The following is a 21,757-nucleotide window of genomic DNA, read 5'->3' on the forward strand; positions in this document are numbered from 1 at the left end:
CCATATCTGCTATTGCATTATTGATGATATCTAGCGATTGTAATAATATCATTGTAATAGATAGACGCGGACTTATTTTGCGTTCTTTGCAAAATGAGGACGCAAAGTGTTTAAGGAAGTTGTAACAACTTCTCGGACACCTTCGGTATTAGCGTACAATATCGGCATATCAATACATATTTAGCGTAAATCTTTTCGTATGCGGACGGTAAGATAAGATAGATAAGACTTCTGTAAATTTGTTTAGAAACACAAGATATACGCTGAAACGAGTGTATTTAATACAAAAACAACTATATATTGTGTATTTTGTTAAAATGTAAGGTAGACGTAAAGGGATGGTAATTCCGGATATTCGGGACATAAAGGGATGGTATTTTTGGGAGGAGAACAAACTTTCTTAAATAATTAAGAGTTGATGCCATATTTTTAGCGTTTAGCTGGCTATAAGGTTAGGAATGGATAAGCATTTACGATTTTATTTTATGTAGATATGGCATGTTTTTAACCGTTTCATGGCTATACCTTATGAGGAAGTAAAAAATTTTATCCTTAACCCATATAATTGCCGAATTGTCTGTCCTATATAGTGAGGAAATAAAAAGTTCAGTTTACAAGGGTGCATTTTACCGTTTTAGACACCTATACAAGGGAAGGGTCGTAACTATCGTATATTTCACCTTAGTTTGTATCTTATATATTGAAGAAGTATTTTTCAGTCGTCCACCAGGGCGGCTTTTTTAATTGGCTTTATTGTGGTGTTAAAAATACTACGAAGTCAGAAAGGAGCGTCTTACCGTGAAATTAAACGCACATCAAATCAAGCAGTACCGTGAGGCACTAGGAATTACGCAAGGAGAATTATCGAGAAAACTCGGAATATCGTCGTCAACACTAGGCGCAATAGAACGTGAAGAACGTCGCCTTTCTGACGCAGTAGCAAGTAGAGCCGGTTCTGCATTGCTCGAAGCAAGTCGCAAGGTTATGGCAGCAACCACAGAAATTCAATCGCTTGTCGACGTATTACAAAAATAACAGATGAAAAGGACGATGACTATGACAATTTACGGAGCAGAAGTTTACAGAGGTTTAAACGATGGAGCAAGACAAAAGGCAGTAGCGCAAAAGCTAGATTACGTGGTAGTTGACGGAAAGCCTTACTCTACAGAAACTGGCGAATACTTAGGAGATAAGTATGTTCACGATTTAGTGCCTCGCCGAACAGATGGTCAACGTAAAGTAATCAAATCTAAACGTATCTTGGAAGAGCATGAGGTAGAAAACGGAGGCTTCGTATTCACCTTCTTTAAACAGTCGCGCATGATAAGCGAACGATTCCCGACACTCAACAATTCCGATATCGCTCGCCTAATGTACCTCGGTACTTACATCGCATGGAACACAGGGCGCATTCAGTACGATAATGGTCGAGTGATTGACCGTGAAGGCTTTGAAAAGTTGATGGGATTAAGTACAAAACGCTCACGCGAACTATTCAAACGCTACGTAGAGGCGGAGATTTTAGCAGAACGAGATGATTGTATCTTTATGAATCCAACGGTGTTTTATCGAGGAAATGTAAAGACAATCAGCCACGCAGTATCAGATATGCAACACACGCGCTTATTCAAGAAAACGATACGTGACTTATATGAGAAAACAAACGGCAGAACGGTTGGACAGCTTGCGCTAGTCTACTCAGTTATGCCTTTTTTAAATTTCGAAACAAATACAATCTGCTTCAATCCAGACGAAACGGACAAAGATCGCCTACGCCCGATGGGATTAGAGAAACTCGCGGTTCTATTGGGGTATGCAAACGCAGGTAAGTTAAAAACCGCATTGAACCGTGTTCAGATAGACGGACAAGTAGTATTTAACTTCTATGAAAATCCGCGAGACAGACGTGAGAAACGTATTACAGTCAATCCTCGAACAATCTTTGCGGGTACTGGCGAGCAATTAGCTGCGATTATGGTGCAGTTCAATTAAACAAAGGAAAAGGAGAACGATCATGACACTAACCATTAAACAAAAAGTAACAGAAACAGGGCCGGCGACAGTAGAAGTTGTCATTGAGTTGCCTGACGAAAGTATATTCCGTGAGGTTTATCATAACGGAAACCTCGTATTCCCTGCATTTGTTTCGCTTCGTAAGGTCTTGCAACACTACAAAAAAACAGAAATCGCAGTCATTACAACAAGTGAGCCACTGGCCAGGGAGTACAACTACGAACATCAAAATCCTAATGCTCGCTTATTAATGGAGTTAAACAAGATAATCGCGCGAAACGGTCTGACCGTTAGCGTTGAATATGTGCAGTAAAAATTAACAGATGAAAAGGATGATGACTATGACAAAGAAAACAATGAAGGTTTGCACAAAATGCGGTACTAAAACCAAACATTTTTACAGCATGAAGCGACCACACTGCATTGAATGTGAACGGAAGGACGCTCGATATCGTATGGCATCGCTTGAAAATAGAGCACGCGGTGCTTTCCGACATGCAAACAGAAAAGCTGAGCAATTTGGAGTTGCAAACGATTTAACTTACGACGATGTTATGTATTTGTTTAAGTTAGCTGGCGGACGATGCGCATATACAGGTAGATTTAGCAACGATTTATCTCTCGAGCATGTCATACCAATGTCAGCAGGCGGTGCGAACACGATAAGTAACATTATTGTCGTCGATATCAGTGTGAATCGAATGAAAAATGATCGTAGTTTCCTCGAATTTATCGAGACAAAATATAATCCTTACGATGTTGCACCACTCGTCAAACTACTGGCGGCGCGAGGTAATCGTGAGTATGCGGGGCTATATGACGAGTTATATGAGTTCCAACGAGAAGAGTGCAATGCTTGGTATAGACGTCTTATGGACAAGCAGAAGCAGGAAGCAGTATGACGAAAATAAATAGAGAATTTGAGGCGTGGAGATTGGATGACGATTTCTACGCCTTATATGTTGGCGCGGGATACCCTATCGCAATCAAGCGTATCAAAGCCAGGAAGGATTACGCGGTCATGGCAACATACCACACTCGCGAAGGTAAATTACACGCAATACAATTCAAAATTCCAGTCAGACTGCGGAGGGGCTTGAAATCCGTACTAAAACGGCTCGAGGACGATTCCTACGTATAAACTATCAACCAACTTATTTTAAAGCGTTAGAAATAAAGAATCAGCGGAAATCGTTACTCACGACCGCCGAGACTGGAAGGGCGGTGATTGTTCCATAAACACACCGTAGTATCTCACATCAAAACTTAGGAGGAAAAGGACTATGACAAATGAAACAACTGTACAGCCGGAACAAGAAGTAATCGAGGAACAAGTAACCGATCAACCGACAGAGCAAACGGAAATTGACGAGTTACGAGCACAGGTAGCCGAGTTTGAAGCGCTGAAAGCGCAATTAGCAGAGCAAGAGGAAACTCAGAAAGCCGAGATATTCGCATTGAAAGTCGAGCGTTCGGGTATTAAAGATTTTGATAGATTACAACCGTTCTTGGATCCTACAAAGCTAGAAGGCGATGCACTAGACGAACTGTTCGGCATCTTGCAAGGCATGAAGTCAAAGCCGCGAGCAATCGGTGGGCGTACTATCAACGCTGGCAGTGGAGATAAAACGTCTCAACAGATTGTACTCGATCAAGCGAAAGCTAAAGCCAAACGAACGGGCTCAGCAGAAGATATCGCTGCATTCAGTGGATTAAAACATAAATTTAAACAATTTGGAGGACGATAATAATGACAAACGCAATCAATACAACAAACTTAGTAGGTAAGAAAGAATCTGTAGTAGATGAGGTACTTTTACTTAATCCAAACCAAACACCTTTAATTAGTTTGCTTGGTTTCAGCAATCCAGTAACAAACACAATCCACCAGTGGTACGAAGATAAAATGTTTGATACAAAAACGAAGGTGACAGCTGCAGCAACTGCAGCAGCAACGGAATTAACAGTAGCAAGCGTGGAGCCGTTCGTAATTCATTCAGTTGCACAGATTGACGAGGAGTTAGTCCTTGTTACTGCGATTGATGTGGCGGCTAAAAAGCTGACAGTTGAGCGCGGCTATGCGGATACTACTGCGGCTGCAATCGTTAAAGATGCTGAAATCGAGTTCCAATACGATATGACGCCGGAGGGAGCAGACGCACCGAAATCACGATACAAGGCACGTACTCCACAAAATAACGTAACGCAAATCTTTATGGAATCAGTAGAAGTAACAGGTTCAGCGCAAGAGGTTGAGCAGTACGGAGTAGATGACCTTTATAACTACGAAAAAGCGAAGAAACAGTTAGAGGTAGCACTGCAGCTTGAAAAAGCGTTAATCAACGGTATCAAGCTAGATAACGGAATGGTACGACATATGGCTGGCTTACGTCAGTTAATTAAGACAAACGTGACGGACGCAGCTGGCGCATCAGTGACAGTTAAAATGCTAGGAGACTTGGTGCAAGCCGTATTTGAAAAAGGCGGACTAGCGAGCGGCGGCCAATACGCGTTTATTGTTTCGACTAATCAAAAACGTGCAATCAGCGACCTTCAAAGTGATAAAATCCGAATCGTTCAAGCTGAAACGAGCCGAGGTCAAGTAGTGGATCATATCGTCACAGAGTTCGGTCAGTTCCCGGTAATCATGAATGATAACGTAAAACCGACGGAATTATTCTTCATCGATATTAACCGTACGAAAATCAAGCCGTTAGGTAGCCGTGGTTTCCATCACCAGGACACTGCAATCACTGGCGACAACCGTCGTGGTTTTATCGTTGGTGAATATACATTAGAGTTCAAACAAGAATCAGCGCACGGACGTATCAAGAATTTAGCGTAACAATTTCCAAGAGGTTAGCGATTAATTTCGCAGCCTCTTTTTTATTCCGCCACCAAGCCTTTGATACGGCGCGAGTCGTGTCTTACCTACGAGGCTGTAAATTGTCATAGGGCACTAGGCGTGGAAAACCTGGTGTCCAAACTCCGAACATTTGGGCGTCGTGGCTTCTTCTGGCTGCGTCGCCTCTTTTTTATATAAAACCGCAAGGGGGATATAAGGGATGGAATACACAATTGAACAACAACTAGAAATCATAAAAGATGCAGGCTTACTTGCGATTAACTCGTTGCCACCAAACTTTTTCAGAGAAAACGGTGGACACAAAGATAGGATTCGGGAGCTTGAATCATTAAAATTACAACTTAATGGAGTAGTAGATGCCGAACTAACTGAGTTATCAAGCGATGTTAAAGAATCCATTGAAATAGTAGTTAAATATTTAAGGACAAATAAAGATAGATTCAGAAAACAGGCTCTTAGACAAAGTGACGATGTGTTTGCAGAGATCATAAAAGTCTCCAATACGCTTGGGGGCATCTGACATGGCAGTAAACTTGACCGCAATATTCCGCGTCAAAGACCAGGGAAGTTCGCAATTGCGCCGAATACTCAACGCGATGAATCGTATGACTGGCGCAGGACGAACGGCAAGCGAAAGTATGTCGAAGGCACAATCGGCTACTAGACGACTAGGAAGCGCGGCATCTTCGGCATCTAACCAAATGGGAGGTTTTTCAACGCGTGTTTCGTCGTTGCGCGTAAGCTCAGACGGATTGAGCGCATCTCTGCGAGGTATGCAAGGCGCATTAGTTGGTATCGCGGGGGCTTACGTTGGAGCAAATGGGGCAGCTAAACTATTCGAATCAACGATTGGTGCCGCAGCAAACTATGAGCAAAACGCAATGGCAATTAGCGGAATGATCGGTGATGATAAGCAGGCTAAAAAGTATCTCGAAATGGTTCAGAAGGCTGCTGTAGAAAGTCCAGTATTAAACAGCACAGATATGCTATCAAACTCAAAGGCATTCTTAGGACTTAGTAAAAATGTTGATGAACTCAAACAAGTTTGGGGTCTAGTTGAACGTATTCAAGCCTTTTCTGGCGTGGATACACAGCAAGCCTCATTCTCAACCAAAGAGCTTATGCAAGGGGACTATACCTCGATGTATGAGGCAGTAGGGTTAGATAAAAAAGAATTACAAAAGATTACTAAGATGGACGGTTTGTCTACCAAGATAGCTGGTTTAGATAAATTATTAACCAAAATGGGTGTAACAGATGAAATGGTTAATAAGATGGGGAATACAACCAAAGGATTGTGGTCACAACTCCAAGAAAAATCGCAAACGTTCTTCAAAAATATGGGGATGGAAAGTAACACGAAATTAGGAGACTTCTTGCGGCGACTTAATAAGATGTTTGATGGAATTGATACCGAAGCGCTCAGTAACAAGTTGGGTGGAATGCTCGGCAAACTGACCGACAAAGCAATCGCACTGTTTGATCTATTCGTAAAATGGCGAGAACCGATCATGTATGCGGCAGGAGCACTCGCCACCTTTGTAGCTGCGTTAGCAGTCGTTGGCGTTATCTCTGCACTTGCGAATCCAATATCGCTAATCGCCGCAGGAATAGCCGCAGCAGTAGTCGGATTCAAGGCGCTCTATGATAATAGTGAAGCTTTCCGAGGAGCTATCGATGGCATAGTATCGAAAGTATCCGAGCTATGGAACGCATTTAAATCAGGCGGTTCAACTGGACTAATAAATGCGCTTTTTCCTCCAGATATCGCAACTAAAATAAATGCAGTTGTTGACGGAATTAAAGCGAAAGTTTCCGAACTAATGAACGCATTTAAAACTGGTGGCGTTGGTGGGGTATTCGATAATATCTTCGGAGACGGCTCGTTTGATGCAGTAAAAACGAAAATAATGGAAGTTTTTACGTGGATTTCCGAAAAGGTAACACAATTACAGCCGACGTTTGAAACTCTAGTCTCAGCGTTTACTACAGCGTGGTCCACAATTTCGAACATCCTAACGAGCGCTTGGACGATTATAGGCCCGGTACTGAGCGGATTGTGGAGCTGGCTACAAATCCTCGGTGACATCGCGGTTATGGTATTCAACAACATCATATCGCCAGCTATTTCGTTTTTGATACAGCTATTTTCGACTTTATGGTCGATTGCTCAGCCAATTTTAGCCGGAATAGCGATATTATTCGAGACGGTATCTGCAGTAATCAAATGGATGTGGGACAACGTTTTAGCGCCATTTGTCGAGTTTATCCTAACTGGCGTTAAAAATGCGTTAGATGGATTCTCTGGCGCGCTAGCTATCGTGCAAGGATGGTTCGAAACATTGAGCGGATGGATTTCGACAGCTTACGGGTATGTAAAGGATTTTATCGGATTTATCGGTTCCGTAAAACTACCTGACTGGATAACGAACGGAATCAGCTCGACAGTTTCATTCATAGGCGACGCTATAGGTGCTGGTGGAGGAAAGGGCAAAAAAGGTGGAAAGAAATCGCATTACAGCGGGTTAGATTCAGTGCCATATGACGGTTATTCTGCCCGACTACACAAAGGCGAGCGCGTTATGACTGCGAAGGAGAACCGAGAGTATTCGGACAGCAACGGCGGAAACGGTGGTTTCGGAGATATTAATATTTCGATGAACGGAGTAACGATCCGCGAAGAAGCTGACATTCGTAAAATTGCTGACCAATTAGTATCAGGTATTTTACAGAAACGAGGTGTGTCCTGATGAATGGATTTAAGCCAGAATTAGTCAGAGAAGGTGATGGAATTAGTCGCTTATTAAGTGTCATTCAATTTATGGGCTATAACCGAGGAGGCACTATTCACCAAGCGACGGTTGTTAGCGAACACCCTAACTTTAAAATCCGTATTGATGCCGATACCATCGACGTCGGTGACGAAATTATCATATGCAACCCGCAACTAAAGCCGTACAGTGAAACCGTCACTATAAACGGTCAGCGTGTGACAATCGAGCATGACAATAAGCTAAAAGTAGGGGCTCGAGTGCTAATCTACGAGGTAGAAAGTCAACAGCTACTCTTTTTATTATCTTTATCAGACGAATAAACAAACTGGCAGGCATCGGCTTATACAGCGTTGCTTGCCGTCTTTTTTTATGCCTAATTGTGCGTAATAACTCCGATTTCAAATAATCGCAATCGGACATAACGCAAAATTGACGCATTATATAGAAGGAACTCGAAATTAGCATTGCCGAATATGTCCGATTACAAATGATAGCGATGGGAAGTAACGCAAAATCGACGCACTATATAGAAGAAACTCAAATTTCGTAGTTCCCATTAGTTCCGATTTTAACGCATTTTCGACGCTAGTTTATCGGGCAGATGACGGAAATGCACGCGCTCTTAAAACACTTTGATTCTCGACGATTATCACCGTTTTGTAATCGGCATAATCCGTCACATTACTTTATAAAGGCGCGTTAGTTTTGCGTTGCATATAATAGAAGAAAGTCGGAATGATTACGATTTACATAAGTGAGATGACGTAATGTTAACGCAGATTACAGCGGGCAGGCAGTCGGATTGGACGGGGCGGTCTGAAACTCGAGGGGGTCGAGTATGACGCTATTTTAACGCAAAGATTCTAGACACTCTCGCATTATCAAAACTTAACAGTATTGACAACGTTTTACCGATGCGATAAGATAGCCTTATAAACGTTATCAAAACTTATTATCAAAAGTTAGGGGCGGTATAATGGCTAAATACGGATATGCTCGGGTATCAACGGTAGCACAAGATTTAGAGTCGCAAATTCAGTTGTTAGAATCGGAAGGCTGTACGCAAATCTATAAAGAGAAGTTTACGGGTACTAAGACGGATCGACCGGTATTTAATGAAGTTATGGCGTTGTTAGCAGAAGGTGATACGTTAGTAGTAACGAAACTAGACCGATTAGCACGTAACACTAGAGAAGGTATCGATGTTGTCGAGGCGTTATTCGAGCGCGGTGTGCGCGTACATGTACTTAACGTAGGACTCCTGGAGAATACGACTATGGGGCGCTTCTTCCTCACTACCTTACTAGCGGTGGCAGAGATGGAACGCAATTTAATCATTGAACGAACGCAAGAAGGCAAAGCAATCGCAAAGCAGCGCGATGATTTCCGCGAAGGCAGACCAAAGAAATTCGACAAGAAACACTTAGACAATGCTATGCAGCTATTGGAATCGAATAGTTATAAAGAAGTCGAAGCAAGGACGGGAATTTCAGTCGCAACTTTAGCGAGAGAAAAAAGAAAACGAAAAGAAAACGAATTAATTAACGATTGAGCAAACGCGCTTGATCGTTTTTTTTTGCGTCGAAATTGCGTGACCCCCAAAGGCCTTAATTCTGAATGGCGCTTTCTGCTGCTCTGACATTATATACAACTTTTTTTCGTTTTGGAAAAATAATGGATAATTTTCTAAAAGATTGTTACTATTCAACTAACGGAGCAGTTTAGCGGAACAAGGAAAATTGCTTTCATTTGTAGAAGTCATGTAGGGGGATTGGTGTAATGGATAATAATATTTTGATGTTCACAATACTCATTTTATTTCAGTTGGCAGTCGTTAGTATAGTTTTGGCTATTTTTACCTCAGTTTTTTTGAAAAGCAGAAAGAAAGGACTTGTGTTTTTAACAATCTATATTTTACTAAGTATATACAGTCTTTATGATGTATATAAATACTCTGCGATATTGGGTAGTAGTATGTTAATAATCTATATTAGCTTAGGAGTAGTAACTTATTTTGTTATTAAAAAGAGACTCTCAAATGGAACAGAAATTTAGATGTTTCAACTAACGGGGTGCTTTAGTTTAATATTCGAGCTATTTTTTGACTTCAGAAATTTTCGCTATAATTTTTTAAACTCGGGTGGTTAATATTCAGCGCTGTCAAACGTATCGAGAATCGTTGAATCGTATAGTTGGTCGTCTCGAATCGTCTGACGTAAAACTAACGCAACAGGAACTACTCATATGATAGGTGACGCGCTTTCAACGCAGTCGTATCAAGGGTTTGAGTGAAATTTAGGGGTTGCAATTTATCCGCGGGAAATGTATAGTTTGGTTCAGCGCTAAAAATAATATTTACCGGTAATAGAACAAGGAGTTAAATTGAAGATGGATGTAAAAGAAATGTCATCATTTTCGGGTTATTCTATTTCTAGAATATACGAACATTTACATGAAATTAGACTTTTGGACGATGGATTCGCGTTTGGGGACGATGGTACAACTATATTTTCTTGCCATGAATCCGCTGCTTATATGGAAATGCTACGTACTATTGAGGCGACAGGAAGAGTTAAAAAGGGTATCGTCTCCTTATTCAAGGCGTTAGGTAAATATGAGTATTTAAATCGTAAGTAAGTAGTTTACAATTGCAGAGTGTTAGCGTAAAATAATCGGTAAATATAAGTCGTGTAAAACTGCGAAGGCTTCCGGTAGAATGACCGGTAAATTTTCGCTATATAAGAGTTATCTAAAACGTCATGCCATTGAGGTCGCATGGAATCGTGGCAATTATGAATCGATTTCGTCGATGTTTGGTTATACAGTACATCATTTAAAGTCGAAGCCGACAAATAGTGAATTTATCGCCATGATTGCGGACAAGATTCGTATCGACATGATGGCTAGTTAAACGTTAGAGCCACAAGGGATTACAGGACTTATTTAGAGAGAATTCATTGAATTTATACCAACTAACTACTGAATTTATATAACTAATGTTAATTAATTGAATTAAACTATGAAACACATTCATTTATGGGGAAAATCCCGTTCATGGAGGTGTTTTTTTTATGACTGATTTCGATATTGAATAGACCGTTTTATGCTTGATTGTGTTGCGGCAAAAGAGCTAAGATGTAAAAACAATGAAGTCATATGAGCAAACCTTAAAGTTATATACAAAATGGATGTTTGATGAATTTGAAATTGATTCACCTACGCATGTAGAGGCAGAGCATTAGAGAAGTTATTTGCGAAGTTTATCTGAGCGTGGCAAATATGAAATGACGGGCAATGACAAAGCAAATAACAATCCAAAGGCTTGAGAAGATTTTGGTAAGAAAATATCGAATAGTACGATTTCGAATTATACTCAAAATATCAAAGTGTTTTTTTCTTACTTGTATCAAGAGCAAGTGATTCGTACTAATCCAATGAAGAACATTAAGAATGTGAAGCCTGAGCGGAAAATGAAAGTCATGCTAGAGGATAACCAGCAAAAGCAATTCTTTAAATCGTTTGATGTGACAAAGTTTGACCAGTACAGAGATTGGATAGTAGCACGTTTGATTTTTGATACGGGTTCTCAGATTGGTGAGCTGTTAGACATTGTTCCGTCAGAGTTGGTGTGCTTTGTTAAGTCCCGCAGATCAGCGTTCAGATGATTCGAGTAGGGGATTGAAGGATACTTGATGGCAGGACTGCTCTCGGGTCAAAGTGAGAGCATAACAAAAGGACTTGTGTGAAATTTTATGCACAAGTCCTATAGTTGGTGAGATGGATTATTGTCAGATTGTCGAAAAGGTTAAAATAGATCCTTTAACTTACATCCTATACCAAGAAAAAAGAATAGAAAGGAGACTAAGCTAAAAACAACACGCCTGTTAATCTATATTAAGTTTTGTCACCAACCACCTGTCACTAAACTTATTGACAATATTAGTGAACGTTTTATAGTATTCTTAATTACTATTACCGGGTTGTGGTGTACTACTAGTAAGATGTGCATCAAACATATCAATTATTTCAAGGAACCTATCAGCTTCTCTAAAAACATGGTCTGCTAATAGGGGATGTATGATACTTTTTATTCTACATTGTTCAATTAAATCACGTGCTGTCTTCTTAAAGTCTCTAAGAGATGAGACCGATACACGATTTTGATCCAGAAATTGATCCAAAAGAGGAACTGTTTGAGATTGTGGTCTCATAGATTCTAAATCTTTAGCTTGAAACAATAATTGATCAAAATCATTACTAAAATTTCGAGCGATATCAACTAATTTTCTTTCGGATGGATCCAGTAAATGACCAATAAATTTAGCATGATCTGTCATAATCCTTAAGAAGAATACATTTTCTTTAATAATAGCGTCTGGCAGTGCGTTCAATTTACCTTCATTTAATTCGAGTAATCGTTTTCTAAAATAATTAGCTTCCCTACTTACATGATCAACTAGTAGCGGAAAATTATTTGCTCCTGGCATTTTACAAGTCAAAATTAGACCTAGCACTTTTCGTTTAAACATATAAATACTAGTTGTAGCTTGCTGGACTTCTGTGTTAAATCTTCTAATTCGTTCAGGATCAGTTTGATTGGTGAATACATGTGCAGTTTGCTCAATTTGTTCAAATAATTTATAAAATTGATTAGCTTCTTGAATTAGTTGAGTATCTTCTGCTCTAAATCCTAATTTTAGAAAAAGTGAATGCTCTTTCATAATTCTAGACCAAAAACGAATTTCATTTAAAGATCGCTCAACAAATAATTCGGAAGTAACACCAGTATCAGCATGTAAAAAGGATTCATCTCCCCTCATTCCAATACCCCCTCGTAAATAATACAATCCTTTTATACTTATTATCACAGCGATTTAAATATACTTACAGGAATAAGCGTATTAAGGAACTTTCAATTTTCCTTATCGATGTTTCCTGCTTATGATCAAGTTTTAAACATTTGGAGATTATCTGTAGCGTATTGAATTTATGGGAAATTAATCTCATATTTTAAATAAAGAATGAACATTTGAAGGGGGAATTGAAATGGGGTTATTTGATGGATTAATAGGTAATGCAAGCGAAGTAAATTTTGAAAAATTACAGGAAGAAGTGAAAGATTTATTAATACCGAATGAGACAATTAAAAATGCATATAAAATTATAAGGGATACCTTTATTTTTACGGATAAAAGACTTATTTTAATCGATAAACAAGGAGTAACAGGCAAGAAAACGGAATATCATTCAATCCCATATAAGAATATTCTTCATTTTTCAGTGGAAACTGCGGGAACATTCGATTTAGATGCTGAATTAAAAATTTGGGTTTCAAGTAGTCAGATACCCATACAGAAACACTTTAATAAATCGACTAACATCTATAAAGTTCAAAGTGTATTAGCAGAATATGTATTAGGTTAGTTATAAATTTTAACGGTCAACAGTTTGCATATAAGCTGTTGATCCTTTTTATTGATTAGTAATCCGTTATAATTGAACGAGGTGATAATATATGAAAAGCGTAAACTTTCAACTTGACGAAAACAATTCGTTAGAGATAACGCAGGTAGAGAATAATTTATTTGAAGTTCGACTAGGAATTAACGGAAGCATGAGCATTTACTATATGACGCGAGATCAACTTCTAGATGTGGAACAACTAGGCGGTCATATTCGAATTGAGACTTTTTTTCCTCCAGGTTTATAATGAATCATCGAGTACTGATGGTGAAAACTTACTACATCTACGACAAGAGGGAATAACCCGTAGCCTTAATGTTTTTTCATTTAAAACGTCTGTTTATAATGTGTATTTCTAGTATTGAAGACGTATGCAGGGTTATAAAAATTATGATAGAAAGATTATATATCGTATGAATTAATGTATGATTTAGTAAATCTCCCTATTATTCACAATGATTCCCTGTAGCGATAAAGGTGAAATTTTGAATAAAAAGTAAAAATATACCTTCGTTATAGTTTATATTGACTAATAATGGTAGGGAAAATGGAATGGGTAAGTAGGTGTTTTATTGATAAAGTAGGCATATTTTCTTTATCAGTAGTGACAATTGTCTCTAAACAAATGTAAATAGATTGTATATACTTACAGTTAGAAGGAAGGAGGAGGTAGCTTGATACTAGTTCGAAATGATAACTTCGAATTATCTGAAGAAAATGGCAAGGTATTTATACTTACATACAGTGCTGGTTTCCCATTAAAAGAATTTGATAGTGTTTTACGAAGTCATCCCCGACTTAAATTGTCTAATTTTTCAATATTAAAGAATGTTTTAGCAACAGCAAATACATGCGCTGTTGAAATTGGTCGCTGGCTTCCTAATGTAGAAGCAGAAATTGCACGAGATAAAATGTCTGCCTCTATATTTATAAATGAAACACATGATTTTATTTTAAAGAATAAAGAAAATTTGACTCAGCAAATTTTGGAAACTCTCGAAAACGAAGGAATTGTCCACGGAATTTTAGATTTCGATATTTCAAAGGTTGAGCCAGGAAAAGCATTTTTAATTGCTCAAGGAACACATCCTGTAACAGGAACCGATGCACAAATTACATATTTACCTAAACCCGAGAGAAAGCCGGTAATTAGCGAAGATGGGAAAGCTGATTATTATGACATGAACTTTATTTCTGAAATTTCCGAGGGTTCATGGCTAGGCGAGAAAATCCCAGCGACATTAGGTAAACCAGGACAAAATGTACTAGGCCAAATTATGGATGCTGTACCAGGTCGAGATTTTCCTATACGGTACGATAATAAATCAGCTTATGAAGTGGAAGAGGATGGAAAAGTTGTCATCCGTTCGAAAATAGCTGGTGTATTAGATGATGTTAAGGGCATGATTGGTGTTAATAGACATTTGCCAATTCATGGAGATGTTGGCGTTGAAACAGGGAATCTCGAATTTAATGGCTCTCTTAGCATAAAAGGAACAGTTATATCAGGCTATACAGTCATTGCTACTGGAGATATTTCCATTGAGGGTGCTGAAGGTGTAAGCGGTGCCAAACTAATTAAATCCATTGAAGGTGATGTCTACATTCGAGGAGGAATTTTTGGCCTAGGATCAACTCTTGTAGAGGCAGGCGGCAATATTTTCGTCAAGCATGTTAATGAGGCGAATTTAGTTGCGGCTGACAGTATTCATATAGGATCTTATGCATTGGGATCACAGCTCTCTGCACATTCTATCTATGTGGACGAACGAAAAGGGAAAATAATTGGTGGTCGTGCAGTAGCCAAGAATACAATCGTCACTGCCATCTCTGGGAATCGTTTAGAGCGTCGAACTGAATTAATCATCGAAAGCGTCAATAAACAGGAAAGCTATTCCGTTATACAAGGGAAGGCAACGCATCTTAAGCAACTGCAATTAGAAATTTCAGAGCACGAGGCGAAAATTAAAAGCTTACTACCATTCCTTAACCAAATGTCTAAGGAACAGATAGCTACATTTGAGGAAACAAAACAAGGCTTAGCCAAACTGAAGGCGGAAGCAGCGACAAATGATCGTGAGATTAAACTAGCGATGGATGAAATGCGTCATGCTGGGAAAGAGGAAATTATTGTGAAAAAGGAAGCTCATCCTGGTACCTATATTCAAATTGGTAAAAAATCATCTTTTTTAAGTAAAATGACAAATGGTAAATTCTTAATTGAATTTGGTGAGTTGAATGTCTAAAGAATCGTTCATTCCAGTATTTGCACACCGTGGGGCTTCAGCGTATGCACTTGAAAATAGCTTTAAGGCATTTGAAAAGGCATTAGAGCTAGGGGCAGATGGCATTGAATTAGATATCCAGCTTTCGAAAGAAGGCATTCCGGTTGTGTATCATGATCCACAGCTGTCAAGATTGGTTGGCATCAATAAGCTTGTGAATGAATGTACGATAGAGGAGCTACTAAGCTTTAAACTTGGGAAGCCGTGGAGGCGATTATTTTCAACGTATAAAATTCCAACGTTTGAAGTAGTTTTAGCATGGGCAAATTCGCAACAGCTACCCCTAAATATCGAATTAAAATCGACAGTCCTTGATAATAAAAGCGCACTCATTCAAATGCTTCATGATCTTACTTTGCCTGTAGGCAGCCATTTTTCATCGTTTCACTACGAGCTACTGGAGATTGTGAAGCAATATAAGCCAGAATATGAAACAGCACTTATCGCAACAAAGAAATTAAAATGGGATTTGCTCAGTGATTATAAAGCTATTGATAGCGTGCATATGCATAAAAGATATTATAAACCTAGATTTCTAGAGGCGTGTGTAGCAAGTAATAAAGCATGTCGTTTTTATGCGATTGATGGTAATGAAGCATTTTTAACGAATCCGCATCCAGCGGTAATAGGTTGGATTACTGATTATCCAGATAAAGTAATTGTGAAACAGCAACGCTAATCCATTTCATCTCGACGTAATTGTTGCTGCCACTACGCTTTCGCACAGAAAACATTTGTAGCTGCCGCTGTGCTTTCGTTACAAAAAAATATGTAAGAAAAAAATAGCTATCCAGTAAGTCTGTCGTGACTTATTTGGATAGCTATTTTTATTTTTTTTGGAAGCGCGGAGCCACTTTTCCATTTTTTCGATCGCGATGAAGTAAAAATCCTGCGAAAAAGCCAAAGCCAATAACAAAGAAAATAATGCCAACGACGAATTGCAGCCATAAAAATGGGAAAGGTGAGATGAGCTTACCAAATAATGTATCACGCATGAATTTAATGCCACCTGCAGCCATAAGGCCTGGAATAAGCATTACAATAAATGCAGCAAAACGAGCCATGCATGTCCCTCCTTATACCTAACTTTAATTGTACCTGTGGATATTGGAATGTCAAGGAAGCTAGTAAATCTATGTAATGGATGAACCTTACTGCAAGTAAAATATAAACCTAGTAACTGTAACTGAATGTTTAGAAAATTCTTACTTAAACAAGAAAGTGTAATAATAGTTGCGAAATTGTGAAATTGTCAGTATTGTAAAATTAAATGGAGCAATATTATCCATTGTTAAACAATTTTGATTATTAATAATTACTTAAATGGAATGGGCATTTGGGGATGCACTTTCCAAAGCAAAGGGGCGAGTTTTCATGGAAATCTTCAAGTATATGGAAAAGTATGATTATGAACAATTGGTATTTTGCCAAGATGAAGCATCAGGGTTAAAAGCGATTATCGCGATCCATGACACAACACTTGGACCAGCACTAGGCGGGGCACGTATGTGGACATATGCATCAGAAGAAAATGCAATTGAGGATGCGTTGCGTTTAGCACGAGGGATGACCTATAAAAATGCTGCAGCTGGTTTAAACCTTGGCGGTGGAAAAACGGTCATTATCGGTGACCCATTTAAAGATAAAAATGAAGAAATGTTCCGTGCACTAGGACGTTTCATTCAAGGGCTTAATGGTCGCTATATTACAGCAGAAGACGTTGGTACAACAGTGACAGATATGGATTTAATTCATGAGGAAACAAATTATGTAACGGGAATTTCTCCGGCATTTGGTTCATCAGGAAACCCATCTCCAGTAACAGCTTATGGAGTTTACCGTGGTATGAAAGCAGCGGCAAAAGAAGCATTTGGATTTGATTCACTAGAGGGACGTACAATTTCTGTACAAGGGCTAGGAAATGTTGCCTACAAGCTTTGCGAGTATTTACATAATGAGGGTGCAAAACTTGTTGTTACAGATATAAATCAAGCGGCAATTGACCGAGTTGTGAATGATTTTGGTGCGACTGCTGTGGCACCAGAGGAAATCTATTCACAGGAAGTTGATATTTTCTCACCTTGTGCATTAGGTGCAATTTTAAATGATGAAACGATTCCGCAACTAAAAGCAAAGGTTGTCGCTGGTTCTGCCAATAACCAATTACAAGATTCTCGTCATGGCGATTATTTACATGAATTAGGAATAGTTTATGCACCTGATTATGTGATCAATGCAGGTGGTGTAATTAATGTAGCTGATGAATTATATGGATATAATAGTGAGCGTGCGATGAAGCGTGTTGAAGGCATTTATGATAGTATCGAAAAGATCTTCACTATTTCTAAACGTGACGGCATCCCGACATATGTAGCGGCTAATCGTTTAGCAGAAGAACGTATTGCTCGAGTATCAAAGTCTCGTAGCCAATTCCTAAAAAATGAAAAAAATATTTTAAACGGTCGTTAAGAACCGCATATCAGTTGAAAGAAGTCGCATTGTCGACTTCTTCTACCTTTAAAATGGTAAATGAATAGCTTCACTGAAGATAAGCTAAAGCTCGACCACATCTGGAAGTCCAATGTGATTGAAGCGAATAGGATGCTTTAGCATTTTTCTCATAAGGGGGAATCAATATGGCTCAAAATTATGATGTTGTCATTTTAGGCGGAGGTACAGGAGGCTATGTTGCAGCGATTCGAGCTGCACAGTTGGGCTTGAAAACAGCCATTGTTGAACGTGAACGTCTAGGTGGAACATGCTTGCATAAAGGTTGTATACCGAGTAAGGCCTTACTTCGAAGTGCAGAAGTGTATCGAACGGCAACTAAAACAGCCGCTGAATATGGCGTGAATATTGAAGGGGTTACATTGCAATTCGACAAAGTGCAGGCTAGGAAACAAGCGATTGTTGAGCAATTGAGCCAAGGTGTGAATACACTGATGAAAAAAGGCAAGATAGACGTTTATCAGGGAACAGGGCGAATTTTAGGACCGTCCATTTTCTCACCGATGCCTGGTACTATTTCAGTTGAAATGGCGAATGGTGATGAAAATGAAATGCTTGTACCAACAAATGTTGTCGTTGCAACAGGTTCTAAACCAAGAGGAATGGCAGGGCTAACAGTTGACGGTCAATATGTGATGAACTCTGATCATGCACTGCAAATGGAAGAACTGCCAAAGTCACTGTTAATTGTGGGCGGAGGAGTTATTGGAATTGAGTGGGCTTCGATGCTTTGTGATTTTGGGGTTTACGTAACGGTCATAGAATATGGACCATCCATTTTACCTGCGGAGGATACAGATATTGTAAAAGAAGTGACGAAGCAGCTGGAAAAAAGAGGGGTTCGCATCGTGACCAATGCTCGCTTAGATACGAGTACCTTGAAAATCGAAAATGATAACGTTTTCATTTCTGCAAAAGTCAATGATAAGGAAGAATTATTTGAAGCAGACAAATTATTGCTTTGTGTAGGGCGTGAAGCAAATACACAAGGTATTGGATTAGAAAATACAGAGATAGAAGTTGAAAATGGGTTTATTAAAGTCAAAGATTCGTATCAAACAAAGGAATCACATATGTATGCCATAGGGGATGTGATCGGTGGCTTACAATTAGCACATGTTGCTTCACACGAAGGGTTATCTGCAATTGAGCATATTGCAACGGGTAAAACAGAGCCACTTGATGTTCTAAAGGTACCAAAATGCGTTTATTCGTACCCTGAGGTTGCAAGTATTGGCTTAACAGAAAGTGCTGCACGAGCGCAAGGTTATGCATTGAAGGTTGGTAAGGTTCCATTCAAGGCGATTGGAAAAGCGTTAGTTAATGGAGAGACAGATGGCTTTGTAAAAATTGTTGCTGATGAAGAAACGAATGATATTTTGGGTATTCATATGGTAGGACCACATGTGACAGAGTTAATTGGAGAAGCATCACTTGCCAAATTACTTGATGCAACGCCGTGGGAAGTTAGTCAGGCCATTCATCCGCATCCGTCACTTAATGAGGTGTTAGGAGAATCAGCTTTAGCAGTTGATCATCGTGCCATTCATTTTTAAAATTCTACATTTCATCACTAAAGTATTATCATGAGGAATCTTAAATGCTTTAGGTATTTTTTTAATACGAAAGGGGTGTTCGTATGCAAGATGTTCAAATCAAGCATGAGGATCTAGGTTTATCAAATGAAGATGTACTTGCAATGTTCGAAACGATGTTAATGGCAAGAAGACTAGATGAACGTATGTGGTTATTAAACCGTTCGGGAAAAATTCCGTTTGTTATTTCTTGTCAGGGACAGGAGGCAGCACAAGTAGGAGCGGCCTTTGCACTCGATAATAACAAAGATTATATTGCACCATACTATCGTGATATGGGTGTTGTGTTACATTTTGGAATGACTCCAAGAGAATTGATGTTATCAGCGTTTGCCAAAGCAGAGGATCCTAACTCCGGTGGCCGTCAAATGCCAGGACATTTCGGACAAAAGAAAAATCGTATTTTAACAGGCTCTTCGCCAGTTACTACACAAGTTCCACACGCGGTGGGGGTAGCTCTTGCGGGACGTCTACAAAAAGAAGATTTTATTACTTTTGTTACACTCGGTGAAGGTTCTTCTAACCAAGGTGATTTTCATGAAGGTGCGAATTTCGCAGGGGTTCATAAGCTTCCAGTAATTATCATGGTAGAAAATAATCAATATGCAATTTCTGTGCCAGTTGAACGTCAATTAGGCTGTGCGAAAGTGTCAGATCGTGGTATTGGCTATGGGATGCCAGGTGTTACTGTTGATGGAAAATGTCCGTTACAAGTGTATAAGGTTGTCAAAGAAGCGGCAGATCGTGCACGTAACGGTGAAGGGCCAAGTCTAATAGAAACAGTGACTTATCGTTTAACGGCACATTCTTCGGATGATGATGATCGTCAATACCGAACTGCGGAGGATATAGCAGAAGGAAAGGCAAAGGATCCCGTACTGTTATTCGAAAAGTATCTAATGGATGCTGGAGTTATGACAGAAAAAATACGTGCTGAAATAGAAGAGCGGATCATGGCAGAGGTGAATGAAGCTACAGATTATGCAGAAGCTGCTCCGTATGCAATGCCAGAGCACACTTTGAAGTACGTATATGCACCAGTGGACGGAGGTGACGTGTAATGGCAGTGATGTCTTATATTGATGCGATTACATTAGCGATGAAGGAAGAGATGGAACGTGATGAGCGTGTTTTCATTTTAGGAGAGGACGTTGGTCGCAAAGGCGGGGTTTTCAAAGCAACAACAGGTCTTTACGAGCAATTTGGTGAATATCGTGTGCTTGACACACCTCTTGCAGAGAGTGCCATTGCAGGTGTTGGTATTGGTGCTGCGATGTATGGTATGCGCCCGATTGCCGAGATGCAATTCGCTGATTTCATCATGCCTGCCGTTAACCAAATCGTTTCTGAGGCAGCAAAAATCCGCTATCGTTCGAATAATGATTGGTCTTGCCCAATGGTTATTCGTGCACCATTTGGCGGAGGTATTCACGGAGCACTCTATCATTCGCAATCTGTAGAAGCACTTTTTGCAGGAACACCTGGATTGAAAATTGTTATTCCGTCCACACCGTATGATGCAAAAGGCTTGTTAAAAGCAGCAATCCGTGATGAGGATCCAGTACTATTTTTCGAACATAAACGTGCTTATCGACTCATAAAAGGTGAAGTGCCAGTGGACGATTACACATTACCGATTGGTAAGGCAGATGTTAAGCGTGAAGGGGAAGATGTTACTGTCATTACGTATGGTTTAGCTGTCCATTTTGCATTACAAGCAGCGGAGCGTTTAGCAGCAGACGGGATTTCCGCGCATATTCTTGACCTACGTACGGTATATCCACTCGATAAAGAAGCAATCATTGAGGCGGCAAGTAAAACAGGTAAAGTTTTACTAGTTACGGAGGATAATAAAGAGGGCAGTATTATGAGTGAGGTTGCAGCAATCATTGCAGAGCATTGTTTATTTGAGCTTGATGCACCAATTCAACGCCTAGCAGGACCAGATGTTCCGGCGATGCCGTATGCACCAACAATGGAAAAGTATTTTATGATCAACCCTGAAAAAGTAGAACGCGCGATGCGAGAACTAGCTGCTTTTTAATACAGAGGGCAAACTTCTGTATATAGGTACTTTTATTCACTTAGTGGCAGGGATACTTATTGAAACAGTTAAAGCCTCGGACGGATAAATAGATTTTGACTGGAATGAAAGTTGCTCACTAGTTTCTGTGATGACCTACCTAAGCAATTGCGATAGGAGATGAAACTAGTAGCTGTTTATGATAAGTCATAATCTGCACAATTGTTTAT

The 21,757-nt window shown here is 39.5% G+C and carries 21 protein-coding genes and 1 pseudogene; 20 read left to right on the forward strand and 2 right to left on the reverse strand.

Annotation, left to right across the window (positions count from 1 at the left end; genetic code table 11):
- Nucleotides 1–798 precede the first annotated feature (798 nt).
- From ACB089_RS09305 to ACB089_RS09360, 12 genes and pseudogenes are all read left to right on the forward strand, one after another.
- A complete protein-coding gene (locus tag ACB089_RS09305; RefSeq protein ID WP_053485963.1) occupies nt 799–1,035 on the forward strand; it encodes a helix-turn-helix transcriptional regulator in 237 nt (78 codons plus the stop codon).
- Nucleotides 1,036–1,056: 21 nt separating this feature from the next.
- Entirely contained in the window at nt 1,057–1,992 is a 936-nt protein-coding gene (locus ACB089_RS09310; protein ID WP_374966159.1) for a hypothetical protein, read from the forward strand.
- Nucleotides 1,993–2,014: 22 nt separating this feature from the next.
- Nucleotides 2,015–2,326, forward strand: a complete 312-nt coding sequence (locus ACB089_RS09315) for a hypothetical protein (RefSeq protein WP_374966160.1) — start codon at nt 2,015–2,017, stop codon at nt 2,324–2,326.
- Between the two features lie 28 nt (nt 2,327–2,354).
- Nucleotides 2,355–2,915: an HNH endonuclease gene (locus ACB089_RS09320; protein ID WP_374966161.1), complete on the forward strand. Its 561-nt coding sequence runs from the start codon at nt 2,355–2,357 to the stop codon at nt 2,913–2,915.
- A 381-nt stretch (nt 2,916–3,296) separates the two neighbouring features.
- Complete coding sequence (locus ACB089_RS09325) at nt 3,297–3,761, forward strand: hypothetical protein (protein ID WP_374966162.1); 465 nt, start codon at nt 3,297–3,299, stop codon at nt 3,759–3,761.
- Nucleotides 3,762–3,763: 2 nt separating this feature from the next.
- Nucleotides 3,764–4,858 (forward strand): DUF5309 family protein, encoded by a 1,095-nt coding sequence (locus ACB089_RS09330; RefSeq protein WP_374966163.1) that lies wholly within the window; start codon nt 3,764–3,766, stop codon nt 4,856–4,858.
- A 220-nt stretch (nt 4,859–5,078) separates the two neighbouring features.
- Nucleotides 5,079–5,399, forward strand: a complete 321-nt coding sequence (locus ACB089_RS09335) for a hypothetical protein (RefSeq protein WP_374966164.1) — start codon at nt 5,079–5,081, stop codon at nt 5,397–5,399.
- 55 nt (nt 5,400–5,454) lie between these two features.
- A complete protein-coding gene (locus ACB089_RS09340) occupies nt 5,455–7,629 on the forward strand; it encodes a phage tail tape measure protein (protein ID WP_374966165.1) in 2,175 nt (724 codons plus the stop codon).
- Nucleotides 7,629–7,973: a DUF2577 family protein gene (locus tag ACB089_RS09345; RefSeq protein ID WP_374966166.1), complete on the forward strand. Its 345-nt coding sequence runs from the start codon at nt 7,629–7,631 to the stop codon at nt 7,971–7,973. Before ACB089_RS09340 ends, ACB089_RS09345 begins: the two co-directional genes overlap by 1 nt.
- A 656-nt stretch (nt 7,974–8,629) precedes the next feature.
- Nucleotides 8,630–9,205: a recombinase family protein gene (locus ACB089_RS09350; protein ID WP_374966167.1), complete on the forward strand. Its 576-nt coding sequence runs from the start codon at nt 8,630–8,632 to the stop codon at nt 9,203–9,205.
- A gap of 836 nt (nt 9,206–10,041) precedes the next feature.
- On the forward strand, nt 10,042–10,290 hold the full coding sequence (locus ACB089_RS09355) for a hypothetical protein (protein ID WP_374966168.1): 249 nt from the start codon (nt 10,042–10,044) through the stop codon (nt 10,288–10,290).
- A 118-nt stretch (nt 10,291–10,408) separates the two neighbouring features.
- Nucleotides 10,409–10,564 (forward strand): annotated as a pseudogene (locus ACB089_RS09360) (sporulation initiation factor Spo0A C-terminal domain-containing protein); the annotation flags it as partial.
- 1,051 nt (nt 10,565–11,615) lie between these two features.
- Here the strand turns inward: ACB089_RS09360 and ACB089_RS09365 are convergent.
- Entirely contained in the window at nt 11,616–12,473 is an 858-nt protein-coding gene (locus ACB089_RS09365; protein ID WP_374966169.1) for a DUF2935 domain-containing protein, read from the reverse strand.
- Nucleotides 12,474–12,699: 226 nt separating this feature from the next.
- On the opposite strand from ACB089_RS09365, the gene ACB089_RS09370 reads away from it, so the two are divergent.
- The 4 genes from ACB089_RS09370 (at nt 12,700) to ACB089_RS09385 (ending at nt 16,080) form a co-directional block, all read left to right on the forward strand.
- Entirely contained in the window at nt 12,700–13,077 is a 378-nt protein-coding gene (locus tag ACB089_RS09370; RefSeq protein ID WP_368636668.1) for a PH domain-containing protein, read from the forward strand.
- 91 nt (nt 13,078–13,168) lie between these two features.
- Complete coding sequence (locus tag ACB089_RS09375) at nt 13,169–13,363, forward strand: hypothetical protein (RefSeq protein ID WP_368636669.1); 195 nt, start codon at nt 13,169–13,171, stop codon at nt 13,361–13,363.
- Nucleotides 13,364–13,790: 427 nt separating this feature from the next.
- Complete coding sequence (locus ACB089_RS09380) at nt 13,791–15,362, forward strand: DUF342 domain-containing protein (RefSeq protein ID WP_374966170.1); 1,572 nt, start codon at nt 13,791–13,793, stop codon at nt 15,360–15,362.
- Nucleotides 15,355–16,080, forward strand: a complete 726-nt coding sequence (locus tag ACB089_RS09385; RefSeq protein ID WP_374966171.1) for a glycerophosphodiester phosphodiesterase — start codon at nt 15,355–15,357, stop codon at nt 16,078–16,080. The genes ACB089_RS09380 and ACB089_RS09385 overlap by 8 nt, the downstream gene beginning before the upstream one ends.
- A gap of 148 nt (nt 16,081–16,228) precedes the next feature.
- Here the strand turns inward: ACB089_RS09385 and ACB089_RS09390 are convergent, their stop codons facing one another.
- On the reverse strand, nt 16,229–16,465 hold the full coding sequence (locus ACB089_RS09390; RefSeq protein ID WP_068984752.1) for a DUF2627 domain-containing protein: 237 nt from the start codon (nt 16,463–16,465) through the stop codon (nt 16,229–16,231).
- Nucleotides 16,466–16,775: 310 nt separating this feature from the next.
- Here ACB089_RS09390 and ACB089_RS09395 point away from each other — a divergent pair, with 310 nt between their 5' ends.
- The 4 genes from ACB089_RS09395 (at nt 16,776) to ACB089_RS09410 (ending at nt 21,548) form a co-directional block, all read left to right on the forward strand.
- Nucleotides 16,776–17,870 carry a Leu/Phe/Val dehydrogenase gene (locus ACB089_RS09395; protein WP_368636672.1) on the forward strand — a complete coding sequence of 365 codons (1,095 nt, stop codon included), beginning with the start codon at nt 16,776–16,778 and terminating at the stop codon, nt 17,868–17,870.
- Between the two features lie 167 nt (nt 17,871–18,037).
- Nucleotides 18,038–19,465 carry a dihydrolipoyl dehydrogenase gene (gene lpdA, locus ACB089_RS09400; protein ID WP_374966172.1) on the forward strand — a complete coding sequence of 476 codons (1,428 nt, stop codon included), beginning with the start codon at nt 18,038–18,040 and terminating at the stop codon, nt 19,463–19,465.
- Nucleotides 19,466–19,548: 83 nt separating this feature from the next.
- Entirely contained in the window at nt 19,549–20,565 is a 1,017-nt protein-coding gene (locus ACB089_RS09405) for a thiamine pyrophosphate-dependent dehydrogenase E1 component subunit alpha (protein WP_368636674.1), read from the forward strand.
- Nucleotides 20,565–21,548, forward strand: a complete 984-nt coding sequence (locus ACB089_RS09410) for an alpha-ketoacid dehydrogenase subunit beta (protein ID WP_368636675.1) — start codon at nt 20,565–20,567, stop codon at nt 21,546–21,548. The genes ACB089_RS09405 and ACB089_RS09410 overlap by 1 nt, the downstream gene beginning before the upstream one ends.
- The last annotated feature ends 209 nt before the right edge of the window (nt 21,549–21,757 follow it).

The organism is Lysinibacillus sp. RS10 (assembly GCF_041956855.1).
Taxonomy (GTDB): Bacteria; Bacillota; Bacilli; order Bacillales_A; family Planococcaceae; genus Lysinibacillus; species Lysinibacillus xylanilyticus_A.

Excerpts from the sequence above, each read along its gene's own strand:
- ACB089_RS09405 (WP_368636674.1), top strand. The coding sequence starts at position 19,549 with ATGCAAGATGTTCAAATCAAGCATGAGGATCTAGGTTTATCAAATGAA.
- ACB089_RS09335 (WP_374966164.1), top strand. The coding sequence starts at position 5,079 with ATGGAATACACAATTGAACAACAACTAGAAATCATAAAAGATGCAGGC.
- ACB089_RS09330 (WP_374966163.1), top strand. The coding sequence starts at position 3,764 with ATGACAAACGCAATCAATACAACAAACTTAGTAGGTAAGAAAGAATCT.
- ACB089_RS09410 (WP_368636675.1), top strand. The coding sequence starts at position 20,565 with ATGGCAGTGATGTCTTATATTGATGCGATTACATTAGCGATGAAGGAA.
- ACB089_RS09325 (WP_374966162.1), top strand. The coding sequence starts at position 3,297 with ATGACAAATGAAACAACTGTACAGCCGGAACAAGAAGTAATCGAGGAA.
- ACB089_RS09320 (WP_374966161.1), top strand. The coding sequence starts at position 2,355 with ATGACAAAGAAAACAATGAAGGTTTGCACAAAATGCGGTACTAAAACC.
- ACB089_RS09315 (WP_374966160.1), top strand. The coding sequence starts at position 2,015 with ATGACACTAACCATTAAACAAAAAGTAACAGAAACAGGGCCGGCGACA.
- ACB089_RS09395 (WP_368636672.1), top strand. The coding sequence starts at position 16,776 with ATGGAAATCTTCAAGTATATGGAAAAGTATGATTATGAACAATTGGTA.
- ACB089_RS09370 (WP_368636668.1), top strand. The coding sequence starts at position 12,700 with ATGGGGTTATTTGATGGATTAATAGGTAATGCAAGCGAAGTAAATTTT.
- ACB089_RS09350 (WP_374966167.1), top strand. The coding sequence starts at position 8,630 with ATGGCTAAATACGGATATGCTCGGGTATCAACGGTAGCACAAGATTTA.
- ACB089_RS09385 (WP_374966171.1), top strand. The coding sequence starts at position 15,355 with ATGTCTAAAGAATCGTTCATTCCAGTATTTGCACACCGTGGGGCTTCA.
- ACB089_RS09375 (WP_368636669.1), top strand. The coding sequence starts at position 13,169 with ATGAAAAGCGTAAACTTTCAACTTGACGAAAACAATTCGTTAGAGATA.
- ACB089_RS09310 (WP_374966159.1), top strand. The coding sequence starts at position 1,057 with ATGACAATTTACGGAGCAGAAGTTTACAGAGGTTTAAACGATGGAGCA.
- ACB089_RS09390 (WP_068984752.1), bottom strand. The coding sequence starts at position 16,465 with ATGGCTCGTTTTGCTGCATTTATTGTAATGCTTATTCCAGGCCTTATG.
- ACB089_RS09355 (WP_374966168.1), top strand. The coding sequence starts at position 10,042 with ATGGATGTAAAAGAAATGTCATCATTTTCGGGTTATTCTATTTCTAGA.
- ACB089_RS09345 (WP_374966166.1), top strand. The coding sequence starts at position 7,629 with ATGAATGGATTTAAGCCAGAATTAGTCAGAGAAGGTGATGGAATTAGT.
- lpdA (WP_374966172.1), top strand. The coding sequence starts at position 18,038 with ATGGCTCAAAATTATGATGTTGTCATTTTAGGCGGAGGTACAGGAGGC.
- ACB089_RS09365 (WP_374966169.1), bottom strand. The coding sequence starts at position 12,473 with ATGAGGGGAGATGAATCCTTTTTACATGCTGATACTGGTGTTACTTCC.